General features: G+C 63.2%; 9 protein-coding genes and 2 pseudogenes. 4 read left to right on the top strand and 7 right to left on the bottom strand.

Features of this window, described 5'->3' with window-relative positions:
• Window positions 1-120 precede the first annotated feature (120 nt).
• Window positions 121-2,352: a DUF3772 domain-containing protein gene (locus OKW44_RS28585; RefSeq protein WP_239498999.1), complete on the bottom strand. Its 2,232-nt coding sequence runs from the start codon at window positions 2,350-2,352 to the stop codon at window positions 121-123.
• Window positions 2,291-2,851 carry a LysR family transcriptional regulator gene (locus OKW44_RS28580; RefSeq protein WP_018417908.1) on the bottom strand — a complete coding sequence of 187 codons (561 nt, stop codon included), beginning with the start codon at window positions 2,849-2,851 and terminating at the stop codon, window positions 2,291-2,293. The genes OKW44_RS28585 and OKW44_RS28580 overlap by 62 nt, the downstream gene beginning before the upstream one ends.
• A 230-nt stretch (window positions 2,852-3,081) precedes the next feature.
• Between OKW44_RS28580 and OKW44_RS28575 the strand changes: the two genes are divergently transcribed.
• Window positions 3,082-3,672 carry a TetR/AcrR family transcriptional regulator gene (locus OKW44_RS28575; protein ID WP_026225362.1) on the top strand — a complete coding sequence of 197 codons (591 nt, stop codon included), beginning with the start codon at window positions 3,082-3,084 and terminating at the stop codon, window positions 3,670-3,672.
• 58 nt (window positions 3,673-3,730) lie between these two features.
• Here the strand turns inward: OKW44_RS28575 and OKW44_RS28570 are convergent.
• The 4 genes and pseudogenes from OKW44_RS28570 to OKW44_RS28555 form a co-directional block, all read right to left on the bottom strand.
• Window positions 3,731-4,791: pseudogene (locus OKW44_RS28570) on the bottom strand (AI-2E family transporter).
• Window positions 4,792-4,911: 120 nt separating this feature from the next.
• On the bottom strand, window positions 4,912-6,453 hold the full coding sequence (locus OKW44_RS28565) for a DHA2 family efflux MFS transporter permease subunit (RefSeq protein ID WP_018417905.1): 1,542 nt from the start codon (window positions 6,451-6,453) through the stop codon (window positions 4,912-4,914).
• Between the two features lie 12 nt (window positions 6,454-6,465).
• Window positions 6,466-7,641 carry an HlyD family secretion protein gene (locus OKW44_RS28560; RefSeq protein ID WP_026225361.1) on the bottom strand — a complete coding sequence of 392 codons (1,176 nt, stop codon included), beginning with the start codon at window positions 7,639-7,641 and terminating at the stop codon, window positions 6,466-6,468.
• A gap of 56 nt (window positions 7,642-7,697) precedes the next feature.
• Window positions 7,698-9,197 carry an efflux transporter outer membrane subunit gene (locus tag OKW44_RS28555; protein ID WP_018418477.1) on the bottom strand — a complete coding sequence of 500 codons (1,500 nt, stop codon included), beginning with the start codon at window positions 9,195-9,197 and terminating at the stop codon, window positions 7,698-7,700.
• Window positions 9,198-9,383: 186 nt separating this feature from the next.
• On the opposite strand from OKW44_RS28555, the gene OKW44_RS28550 reads away from it, so the two are divergent.
• The 3 genes from OKW44_RS28550 (at window position 9,384) to OKW44_RS28540 (ending at window position 11,227) form a co-directional block, all read left to right on the top strand.
• Window positions 9,384-10,001, top strand: coding sequence for a TetR/AcrR family transcriptional regulator (locus OKW44_RS28550; protein WP_018418476.1), 618 nt, complete (start codon window positions 9,384-9,386; stop codon window positions 9,999-10,001).
• Between the two features lie 465 nt (window positions 10,002-10,466).
• Window positions 10,467-10,889, top strand: a complete 423-nt coding sequence (locus OKW44_RS28545; RefSeq protein ID WP_084753978.1) for a TetR/AcrR family transcriptional regulator — start codon at window positions 10,467-10,469, stop codon at window positions 10,887-10,889.
• A gap of 14 nt (window positions 10,890-10,903) precedes the next feature.
• The gene (locus tag OKW44_RS28540) at window positions 10,904-11,227 is read left to right on the top strand and encodes a hypothetical protein (protein ID WP_113061880.1); all 324 of its coding nucleotides are present in this window, start codon (window positions 10,904-10,906) and stop codon (window positions 11,225-11,227) included.
• Window positions 11,228-11,237: 10 nt separating this feature from the next.
• Here the strand turns inward: OKW44_RS28540 and OKW44_RS28535 are convergent.
• Window positions 11,238-11,357, bottom strand: a pseudogene (locus OKW44_RS28535) (TetR/AcrR family transcriptional regulator); the annotation flags it as partial.
• Window positions 11,358-11,413: the final 56 nt, after the last annotated feature.

Genomic DNA, 11,413 nt, shown 5'->3' with positions numbered 1-11,413 from the left:
TCTGCAACAGCTGTGGATGTTCGGAGGCGGCAACCACGGCGTCAGCAACTTCGCGGCTGTACCCTCGGCCCTAGCGCCGACTGGCTCCTTGTCCACGTGTAGCCGCGAGGATCTTTCTACCTATATGTTCACATGTGCGCCTCCGGTGCTGACTCCGCCTTTCCGGTCAGGAGAGAGGTCATGGACAAAAGTGTCAGCTTCCCGCAGGTCTCGAATAACTACAGTCTGCGGGGTCGCCAACGTAATGGCCGCCGCACGCAACCGCTTGAGAATGTCGAACAGCAGGTCGCTCCTCGTATCGCCGACTATTCTTGGGCTGCGAACATAGCCGGTGACGTTCAATGTGATGCCGTCGGCAGAGAGCTCACTGAACACGACCGTTGGGGCCGGATGGTCCAGCATCGACGGGTGCGCCCGGTAGGCGGCGAGCAGAAGATCGCGCACCTGTTCAGGATCGATGTTCAACGGGAAGGTAAGCGTGAGAGTCGCGACACCCTGGGTCCGGTTTCCCATCGTCACGTTGCGCACGTTTTGCGAGATGAGGTGGGAATTCGGGACGATAACCGTGGACCGGTCGGCGAGCTGAATTTCGGTTGCGCGAACGTTGATGCGGCGGATGTCGCCCTCGACGCCCGCAATGCTGATGATATCCCCGACCTTGACCGGGCGCTCGGTCAGCAGGATCAGCCCGGAGATGAAATTCTTGACGATTTCCTGAAGCCCGAAGCCGATGCCAACCGACAGCGCGCTGACGATCCATGCGAGGCTCGTCCACCGCACACCCAGTATGGACAGCGTCAGCAGCGTGATAAGCACCCGGCCCGTGTTGACGAATAGCGCGAGGAGGGTGGCTCGCATGCCGGCGCTCATACCGGTTTTCGGGAGCAACTCCTGATCTAGCCATTTGCGCACGGACCGGAGCAGGTACAGGCCAACACCCAGCGTGAGAACTGCGTTGACAATGTGTCCGGGGACGATGTGCAGCCCGCGCAGCCAGTTGCCGCCGACGATCTCAAGGATGCTGCTAGCCAGGCCGGCGGGCGTGGTGCCGAAGCCGCCGGTCAGCAGCGCGATGACCGCGATCGCCAGCAGCAGGCTGCGGCCCACCGCGGACATCACCGTCGAAGCCTGTTCGAGGTGAATGTCGTCCAGCCCGAATAGCTGCTTGATGGTTTTGCCGCTGGTGTGGTGTGCCGAAAACAGGTTTTCGCAGACGTCCTGGGTGAGCCTGCTCAGCAGGTAGAAGCTGCACAGGACGAGGTCAAACCAGACGAGCTCATAGGTCAGGAATCGTGCAACCGTAACGTAGCCGGTCAGCAGCGAAAGCAGCGAGCCCACGACGGCAATGGCGACACCGGCATGGATCAACCCCGCGACGGTCGAGCGGGCCTCCGGCGTTTCTCCTGCGGCGGCCAGCGCATTACGTACGCGGTTCGCCCGTAGCAGGGCAGCGCCGATGGTCAGTGCTACCACCAGTGACACCATCCCGCGTCCGAGCAGCGTCATCTGCACACTGGTATCGACTGTTCTGTTGAACTGCTCTACCGTGCCGGAGAGCATGAGCAGCGCGGCAAGTATCCTGGGGAATGGCTGAATGGCGCGCGCCACCGGATCGGCCATGACCGTCAGGCGCCACGAGGGTCGGTCACGGCACAGCAGCGCCCTGCCCAGTCCCGCGATCATGGCGCAGGTCAGAGCGAGCGTAATCAGTTCGCTGGCGAAATCCTGCAGGTTGGCGTTTAGTGGCTGCTGATGAGTCAGGGCAAGACAGATGAGCCGGACTGCGCATGCAGCGGCCGCCACGCTGGTGAGCGTGGTCGACAGCGCGATCGCGCTGCGTCGCAAACGGCCTTCAGGATGGCGGTGCAGGCAGAACCATAGCAGTGCCCGTTCGAGCAGGTGGGCGCCTGCCGTCGCTGCTCCGAGCGCGAGCAGCAGCATCAGTACGATCGTGAGTCGCTCGCCCGGTTGCCACGCCGACTGCAGTTGACCGGTAAGCAGCGAATTGAATGCCTTCAGCCGGTCACGGTCGGTCGGTTCGGTCTGTAAGAGCGGGGCCCAGAACGCACGGCCCAGAATGCTGCCGGAGCGAAAGGCGAGCTGGTTTTTCAAATAGTCATGCTGCAACCGGCCAATCTGGGTAGTCAGGTTTGGCAGGTTCTCCCTGATGGTTTCCACCTGCCCGAATTCGGCGTCGAGCCGCGCCCGCTGTGCCGCAATAGCGACCCGCTGCTCCGCGACCGCGGGCGTCTCGACACTGGTGCCCGGAGCCGGCGCAGGACCGAGCACGTCAAGCTGGGCCTGCAATTTCGCGCGCCCGGGAACCAATGACGTGGCCAGAAAGTTGTCCACCCGAGCTGAAAGTTGCTGGATCGCTGTCTGCAACTCGACGAATTGCGCGGGTCAGCATGTACGGCAGCACGATGCCGAGATCGAAGGCTTCCCTGATCAGATCAACTGGCCGTTCCGCCAGCGTCAATTCGAGCTGCACGGCTGGATACCGGGCACGGAACCCGGCGATCAGCGGTGGCAGCTCGATCAGCGCCGCGGTGGTGTGGGCGACGAGCCGCAGTACCCCCGCAGGCTCCCGGGCGCGCTCCCCGGTACCGGCTTCGAGCTGGTCCAGTTCAGCAACCACGCGCGAGCAGCCGGCGTGAAACTCGTCCCCGGCTTCAGTGAGTGCGAGGTGTCGGGTCGTGCGCTGAAAAAGACGTACACCGAGCCTGGTTTCGAGCCCCGTGATCGCGCGCGAGACGATTGACGTCGAGACGCCGAGCTTATTTGCGGCGTGCGTGAAGCTCTGCATTTCGGCGACGGTGCAAAAAGTCCGCAGCGTTTCGAGATGGTCCATAACTATTCGGTGTCCATGATCAATCTGCATTATCAAACCATACAGTACAGTATAGAGAAGCATGCTGTTGCCGTCAACGAAAATAGACCAAACAGTTCAGTTATGATAGAGTCCAAACTGGAAATGGAAGATCAGTCAGGTGCGTTGCCGCCGGCGGCGTCGTCGCTCGATCTCATAAACAAAAGGAGAGCCCGAAGAAGAGGGGGAAAACGGAGGCAAAGCGGCAGGCGATTGTTGACGCCGCGTTTGAGGTGTTCAGCGAGGTGGGGTCCGAGCAGGCGTCGATGTCGGAGATTGCGGCGCGGGCAGGCGGGTCGAAAGCCACGCTCTACAGCTACTTCGAATCCAAGGAAGAGATGTTCATTGAGCTCATGACCGCCGCCGCGCAGGAGGCAGTCGGAGCGGCGTTCGTACTGTTTAAGGCCTCCATGCCGGTTCGCGATGCGCTGGCGCGTTTCGGCACGCACTATCTGGTTGCGGTGCTAAAACCGCAACTGCTCGCGGTGCGCCGTCTCGCGCATCGTGAAGGCGGCCGGTCGAATGTCGGTGCCCTGTTCTATGAGCGCAGGCCGAAGCTCGGCTGGCAAACGGTGGCTGTCTTCCTGCAGCAATTGATTGACGCCGGGCAGTTGCGCAGCTGTCACGCAGCCATCGCGACAGCGCATCTGCGCACGCTGTATGAAGCGGAGTTGATGGAGCTCTGCCTGTTTGGCGTGCCGGCCGATACCAGCCCCCGCAACATCGCGAAGGTCGTCCAGAGAGCGGTCGACGTGTTCATGGCCGCATACGGGCCGACCCACGCCGCACAAACCACGCACTGATCATCCGGCTGCCGCCCGCATTGTCCGGGCGGCACCGGCATTCAGGACAAACCCGCGGTCAATCCTTATACAGCGCACTGGCCACGTAGCGGCGCCGAAGGTCGCCCAGCAGCGCTGCAAGGATCGCACTCACTGGCAGCGCGAGCAGCACGCCAAAAAGGCCAAAAAGCTGGCCAAACGCAAGCAGGGCGAAGATGACCGCGAGCGGGTGTAGACCGATGCGGTTACCCACGAGTCTGGGAACAAGAAAAGAACTTTCGAGAACCTGCCCAACTCCGTACACGCTGCGACTGCGCCGATGCCGTACCAGCCGCCAAACTGCCGAAGTGCGGCAAGAAGGGCAAGGGCGAGTCCCAGGGCGCAACCCACGTAGGGGATGAACACCGCCAAGCCGGTGAAGAGCCCGATGGGCAGCGCGATGTCGAGGCCGGCCAGCGTCAACGCGATCGGGTAGAACACGGCGAGCACGCCCATCACGAGCAACTGGCCGCGCAAGTATTGCGACAGCATCTGGTCCATCTCGGTCACGAGTCCCCGGACCTTGCCGACCCAGCGCCGCGGCACAAAGCTTTCCATCCGCGCGAATATCTGGTGCCGGTCGTAAAGCTGATAGAAAAGGACAAGCGGCACGAGTACGACGTTACTCACCACGGGCGGCACGACGTTGCTGCCTGTACGCACGTACCGCCAGGCGGCGAGTATGACGGTCTGGCCGTCGCCGACTGTGTCGCCCGTCAGCAGGTGGCGGACTCCGGGCAGGTCGAGTGAGTAGCTGACGCCCAGCAGTGCCAGCTTCGGTTGCAGCCACGCGTTCAGGCCGGCGATGAAGACGGGAATGTTCTTCGCGAGCTCGGGCCCTTCCTTGTGGATCACGGCGAACGCAAGTAGCGGCAGTAGCGTCAGCAGCGATGCAAACAGGAGCATCATCAGGAGCACGGACACCGTACGCGGTACACGCTGGCGCACCAGCCACTCGACGCCCGCCTGCAATATGTACGCGACGAGCGCACCGAGCAGGAATGGCGTGAGAACCGGTCGCAAGATCCATAGAAGGATACCGAGGCCAGCGGCGATGGCGCTCCAGACGAGGGCCTGGCGCTGATAGGGAGTCGGGGGCATGGTTGAGAGTGGTATTCGGGTGGCCCGCAAGTGACAGCGCAAAAAAGACTGCGGCGTATCGGGGAGGGGTCATCAGTGTCGCCAATCAATCAGCGGGGCGCGCCCGCGCGCCCCCCGCGCTCAATGCGCCTGCGACGTATCCGCCACACGCGTCGGTTTGGGCGCAATCCAGATCGCCAGTGCGCCGACGACGAAGCAGCATGCGATGCTGAAGAAAAGCTGGTTGGTGGCGAGCATCACCGCCTGCGACTCGACCACGGTGCTGATCTGAGCCTGCGCCTGATGTGCGCTCCAGCCTGAGCCCGCTAGCGAGGACGCATAGTGGCCAGCCTGATCGACCAGGCCCGACAGCTCCGCGCGGTTGTACTTGGTCTTGTTCTCCCACAACGTGTTGACGACCGACGTGGCAATCGCTCCGCCGAAGGTCCGGCAGAAGCTCATCAGCCCCGCCGCCGAAGCTGTTTCGGGCTCGTCGACACTGCTCAGGCCGAGGCTCGTCGTCGGCACGAAGAAGAACGGCAGGCCGACGCCTTGCAGCAACAGCGGCAAAGCCACCTGCCAGAAGTCCATATCCGAATTCGCATGGGTGCGGAACAGTGTCACCGAGCCGAGCCACATTACGCCGGCAAACACGAGCCAGCGTCCATCGAACTTCGTTGACAATTTGGCAGCAAGCGGCGCGGACACGACCGCGAAGATGCCCGTCGTGGCCGTGGCATACCCGGCCCACGTGGCCGTGTACCCCATATTGTTCTGCAACCACAGTGGCGTGAGCACGGTGGCGCCGAAGTACGCGCCGAACGCCAGCGTCATGGTGACCACGCTCGCACCAAAGCCACGATGGCGGAACACCCGTAGATCGACGATGGGGTTACGCTCGGTCAGCTCCCAGATGAGGAAGGCGAGGAAGCCGATCACCGCAGTCACCGCCAGTACGCGAATTTCCATCGAGCTGAACCAGTCCTTGTCCTTGCCCTCATCGATCATGATCTGCAGCGCCGAGACCCAGATGACCAGTAGCACGAGTCCACCCGTGTCGATCCGCATCCGTATCTTCTCGGATTCATAGCGCTTGAGCAGCATCCATCCGGCGTAGGCGCAGATCAACGACACCGGCACGTTGATGAAGAAGATGTAGGACCAGTGGTAGTCGTCGCAGATGACGCCGCCCAGTACAGGGCCCATCACCGGCGCGAGCAGGGTCGTCATGCTCCACAGGCCGAGCGCGGCGGCGGTCTTCTCCTTCGGGAAGATGCGCAGCAGCAGGGTTTGCGAGAGCGGCATGAGCGGGCCGCCCGCGAGCCCCTGGAACACACGGAACAGCACCAGCGTGCCGAGCGACGTCGCCATCCCGCACAGTGCCGAACCCAGTCCGAACATGATGAGCGCCGTGATGAACACACGCACCGTTCCGAAGCGACTCGCAAGCCAGCCGGTCAGCGGAACCGTGATCGCTTCGGCCACCGCATAGGACGTGATGACGTATGTGCCCTGGCTGGTCGAGGAGCCAAGTGCACCAGAAATGGTCGCTACGGACACATTCGCAATGGTGCTGTCCAGCACCGCGACAAAGTTGGCGGCGGCGATCATCACCGCCGCGAGAATCAGCATGGAGCCGGACAGCGGCGGCAATGCGATGTCATTGACCTGACTGGAAGACATGGCGGCGGATCCTTAGTGAGCGGGCGCGTCGTTGCCGCCGCGCGTGTCGACCGTCGCTTCCATCGACAGGTTGATGCCGAGCGGGTGCGTGCGAAGCTCGGCCGGATCGATCCTGACGCGCACAGGCAGGCGCTGCACGACCTTGATCCAGTTGCCGGTCGCGTTCTGCGCGGGAATCATCGCGAACGCCGAGCCTGAACCGCCGGCCAGGCCCGTGACCTTGCCGTGATAGACGACCTTGCTGCCGTACAGGTCCGACTCCAGTTCCACCGGTTGACCGATGCGCACCTTGCCGAGCTGCGTCTCCTTGAAATTGGCGTCGACGTAGACGGATTCGATCGGCACGACCGACATCAACGCCGTGCCGGTCTGAACGCGCTGCCCCACCTGAACCTGGCGGCTCGCGACGACACCGTCGACCGGCGCGCGCAGCACGGTGCGCTCGAGATCGACGCGGGCCTGATCGCGCTTCGCGCGTGCAAGCAGGACTTCCGGATTGGTTTCGACCGTCGTGTCCGCAATCAGCACCTTGTTCGCTTCGAGCGAGCCGACTGCGGCGTCGCGGCTTGCCTTCGCCTGCAAGGCCGCGGCGCGCGCTGCGTCGAGCGCTGCCCTGGCGGTGGCAAATGCAGCACGGGCGTTGCTCAGCTCTTCACCGGATACGCTGCCGGTGTGGGTCAGCACCTCGCGGCGCTGCAGGTCGATCGCCGCGCGGTCAAAGTCAGCCTGGGCCGACGCGATCTGCGCGGCCATCCGGGTCTGGTCGGCTGCGCGCGCACTGACCTGCGCGCTCAGCTGGGTATCTGTGGCGACATAGCCGCGAACTTTGCGTTCGGCGCGGCCCACATCGGCCTCAGCCTGCGCGAGCGCAATCTTTGCGTCGGTGTCATCGATGACCACCAATACGTCGCCCTTATGTACCTGCTGCGTATTCACGACCGGAACGCTCCTGACGATCCCGCTCACCGCCGGCGTGATCGACGCGACTTCGGCTGCGGTGTAGGCGTTATCGGTCGACACGTGGTGCGACGCGATGAAGTGCCAGTAGCTTGCGTAGGCGAGACCGGCGACGAGAATGGCGCCGCCGAGCAGCGCGAACAGCTTCTTGCGGTTCGAAGGGGGAGCGCCGGCCGCGGCACCGGTATCGGCGGGCGCAGCGGAAACAGCGGAAGAGGGCGAGTCCGGCATCAGCGACTCGCTGGTTTTGACGAATTGGGTTTCAGACATGATCGGAGTCCTTGAAATCAGCTTTGCTTGTTGGGATGGGCTGCATCGGTCGCGGCCGGCGTGCTGGCCTGATATCCGCCGCCGAGTGCGCGCACGAGCGCGACATCGAGCGAGAAGGTGCGCGACCGGATATCGGCGAGCTGGCGCTGCGCGGAAGTCATCGTGTCGGCGGCGTTCAGCACTTCGAGATAACCGGCAAGGCCGGCTCGATAGCGATCGAGCGCGACCTGGTGCGCCTGGGCGGCGTCGTCGTAGGCGGCCTGCGTCGCTTGCAGCCGGTCCGCCAGCGCGCGTTCGCTTGCGGCAACGTCGGCCACGTCGTGCAGCGCCTTCGTCAGCGTTTCGTCGTAGTTCGCGACCGCCTCGTCGTAAGTCGCCCGCGCGCCGCGCAGTTCGCCGCGCAAACGTCCGCCGTTGAAGATGGGCAGCGTGATCGCCGGACCGAAGTTGCCGGCCAGCGAAGCCGCGTTCGTCAGCATGTTCAGGCCAAGCGACTGGAAGCCGACCGACGCGCCAAGCGTGATGTCCGGATAGAACCCGGCTCGCGCGACGTCGATCCGCTTCGCCGCCGCCTCTACACGCAGGCGTGCAATCACCACGTCCGGACGGCGGCCAAGCAGGCCGAGTCCAAGGTTGGCGGGCATCCCGGCAGGCTGCGTCAGATCGACGGCCGGCGGTGCGATGCGCAGGCCGCGGTCGGGCCCGGCGCCCATCAGCGCGGCGATCTGGTTGCGCTCGAGTGCAATCGATTCATCAAGCGCGAGAAGGTCGGCCTGCGCGCTTTGTTGCTTCGACTCGGCCTGCTTTACACCGGCCTGCGTTTCCAGACCGTTCGCGAAACGCTCCCGGAACAGCTGCGCGGATTGCGTGCGGACCTGCAATGCCGCCTGCGCACTGTCGCGCTCGGCGAATAGACGCGCGAGGTCGGCATAGGCTGCGGCGATCGACGCGGAGAGAACCATGCGGGCCTGTGCCGCATCGGCGCGCGCGGCGTCGAGCTCAGACGTAGCGGCGGCCAGCGCCGCGCGATTCTTGCCCCAGAAGTCGATCTCGTAGCTGAAGTTGAGCTCGGCGCTGCCGTAGGGGCGCCACCCGTGGGGAACGAAATCTGAGGGAATACCGTTGTTGTAGCTCTGCTTTTTCTTCTGGACCGAGCCGTCCGCGCTGACTTCGGGAAGCAGCGCCGCGCCCGCCACCTGCGCCGACGCCTCGGCGTTATGCAGCCGCGCCTGGGCGGCCGCCAGCGTCGGCTCATCCTGGAGCGCTTCCCCAATCAGCGCGTTCAGTTGCGGATCGTTGTAGCTGAGCCACCACTGATCAGTGGGCCATGCAGACGCCGTGCTGCCCTGCTTGCCGCCGTCCGCGCTGAGACTGTGCGCCGTCTCATATCTGCTGATGTCTTTCGCTACCGGCTTCTGCGGCATGTCGGGCAGTTGCGCGCAGGCGCTCACCGCGAACGCGACGGCCAGCCTCACTCGTTTGTGCTGCATCGCAACGTCGGTGCTCTCTTGCATCATCCCTCCTCCCTTGCTCCCTTTTACAATACTGAACAGTCTAGTTATCCAAGTCGGCGATGTCAACAATAACAAACTGTACGGTTCAGGTATGGTAGGATGACAACATTGAAATAAGGCCGGCCAAGGGCGTCGCCGCCGGCCATGTCGCTGATCGGGCTTGCAGACAGAAAAAGGAGGGCATTGAAAATGAGAGTGAAGACAGAAGAAAAACGGCAGGCGATCGTTGACGCCGCGTTCCAGGTGTTCTGCGAAGTGGGGTTCGAACGGGCATCAATGTCGGAAATCGCCGCGCGGGCAGGCGGATCAAAAGCTACGCTCTACAGCTATTTCGAGTCGAAGGAAGTGATGTTCGCGGACGTCATGTTGGCCGCCGCGGTGGAAGCCAAGGTGGCGACGGAGGTACTCAAGGCCTCGCTGCCGATTCGCGAGACACTGCTGAAATTCGGCAAACACTATCTCGCCGCGACGCTAAAGCCACAGGTACTGGCGGTGCGCCGTCTCGCGCATCAGGAAGGCGGCCGGTCGAACGTCGGCGCCCTGTTTCACGACCGTGGGCCGAAGCTCGCCTGGCAAGTGGTGACTGACTTCCTGCAGCAGGCGATTGACGGCGGGGAGCTCCGCATCTGTAACGCAGAGGTCGCGACCGCGCATCTGCACGGGCTATATGATGCGGAATTGCTGGAGCTGTGCCTGGTTGGCGCGCCGGCGGATACCAGTTCCCGCAACATCGCCAAAGTTGTTCAAAGAGCGGTCGATGTTTTCCTCGCCGCATATGGACCGACGGACAGGACTGACACAGCATAGACAGGCGCCTGGGCGGTCGTGAACCGTGTGAGACAGCAGGCGAACCGTCACCGTGTCGCCAGGTGGGCGGGCCAGCCCACACCCCGTCGGCGAAATCCGCCGCTTGCAAGGCCTGACATGGGTATGTGAGCCTGTTCCGCAGCCAATCGTCACGATGAACGGGCCAGTGGACGACTACTCCGGATCATGCCCGGATGGCGGGGCACGCCTACCGCGACGAACAGAATCGGAGTAGCGCGACAATCGCGGGTCTCTCGGGTATGGCTGCGTCGGTTGCGCAGCCATACGGGTTGTTTCGGAAGCCGGGTCGGGACTTGCGCGGGAGCTGGTTTGAAGCCGCGGAAGCTGTGGAGGTTGCGGAAGCTGCGGCCCACCCTGTGAAAACTGGTTCGTGGAGGGTTGTCTGGCGGACGCTGGCTTCTGCGAGGCAATCGCTGAGGCAGATCGCTTTGCGCAAGCACCGATGTGCTGGAAAGGAGCGCGAACAGTACCAGGAACGTTCTTCTCATTTCAATTTTGTGCAGCTGGTTGTCTTCGTATCGATGCGATTGGCAGCCGCAGGTCGTATCAGCGCCCGGCCAGAATTGCCTTGTAACGCCAGGGCGCCGTGGCGGTACTGAAGTCGATGCCGCACTTGAGGTGTGCAGCGAATTGGGGTTCGGGCAGGCATCGATGTCGGAGATTGCGGCACGGGCTAGCGTATCCAAGGCCACGCTGTGCAACTACTTCGAGTCGAAGGAAGAGATGTTCACGCCGCGCAGAACGGCAAACCGCCTTTGTCCGTCTCAAAAGTCCGCCGATCGTCACGTCCGGGCGGCCGGGGCATCAGTACGCGGTGTCATGCCCCAGCTCTGGCGGACTAAAATGATACAGGAATCGACGTGCTAATCAGCGGGATGGAAATGGAACAACACCGCCACCGCAACTATGCCGGCACATACAAGCTTGTCGGGGCAGATGTTCGCAGCAGCAGCGGGAACGACGATTCCTGCTTGCGAAAGGAGGCCGATGACCTCTGCATCGCGCTCTTTGATCGCTGGTGCGAACGCCGCGCGATCACGCCACTCAGCTATCTGCTCCATTCGTGGCCGATTTTACCGTCGGCACCGCACTCGATCAAAGCCGTGTCGCGAGCGCTTCACGATCTTTCGATGTTCCACAGCGAAGCTCTGGACGACAAGGAGCGCGAGTTGATTGCTAGCCTCAAGGCTTTGGCCGGGGATTGAGTTTTAACCGCCACGAACCGAAGCCGACGTCGGCGGCCCCGGTGATTTCGTTGCTCGCAACGCCTTCCATTCCTTCCATATTTTTTTCAGCCGTGAGCCGCAGCGCGGCGTCGAGCAGTCGGGCGCGAGCCGCGTTGCTCGCGCGCTTCTGCGACGGAAGCCGGCGACGGCGCGGGGGGGGGGGGG

It is taken from the genome of Paraburkholderia lebeckiae, from assembly GCF_050436325.1.
GTDB classification, from domain to species: Bacteria; Pseudomonadota; Gammaproteobacteria; order Burkholderiales; family Burkholderiaceae; genus Paraburkholderia; species Paraburkholderia tuberum.
The sequence above is the reverse complement of the archived record's forward strand: the minus strand, read 5'-3'. Positions and strand labels throughout refer to the sequence as shown.

Coding starts and splice junctions, on each gene's coding strand:
- OKW44_RS28555 (WP_018418477.1), bottom strand. CDS start 9,197: ATGATGCAAGAGAGCACCGACGTTGCGATGCAGCACAAACGAGTGAGG.
- OKW44_RS28540 (WP_113061880.1), top strand. CDS start 10,904: ATGGAACAACACCGCCACCGCAACTATGCCGGCACATACAAGCTTGTC.
- OKW44_RS28565 (WP_018417905.1), bottom strand. CDS start 6,453: ATGTCTTCCAGTCAGGTCAATGACATCGCATTGCCGCCGCTGTCCGGC.
- OKW44_RS28550 (WP_018418476.1), top strand. CDS start 9,384: ATGAGAGTGAAGACAGAAGAAAAACGGCAGGCGATCGTTGACGCCGCG.
- OKW44_RS28560 (WP_026225361.1), bottom strand. CDS start 7,641: ATGCCGGACTCGCCCTCTTCCGCTGTTTCCGCTGCGCCCGCCGATACC.
- OKW44_RS28580 (WP_018417908.1), bottom strand. CDS start 2,851: ATGGACCATCTCGAAACGCTGCGGACTTTTTGCACCGTCGCCGAAATG.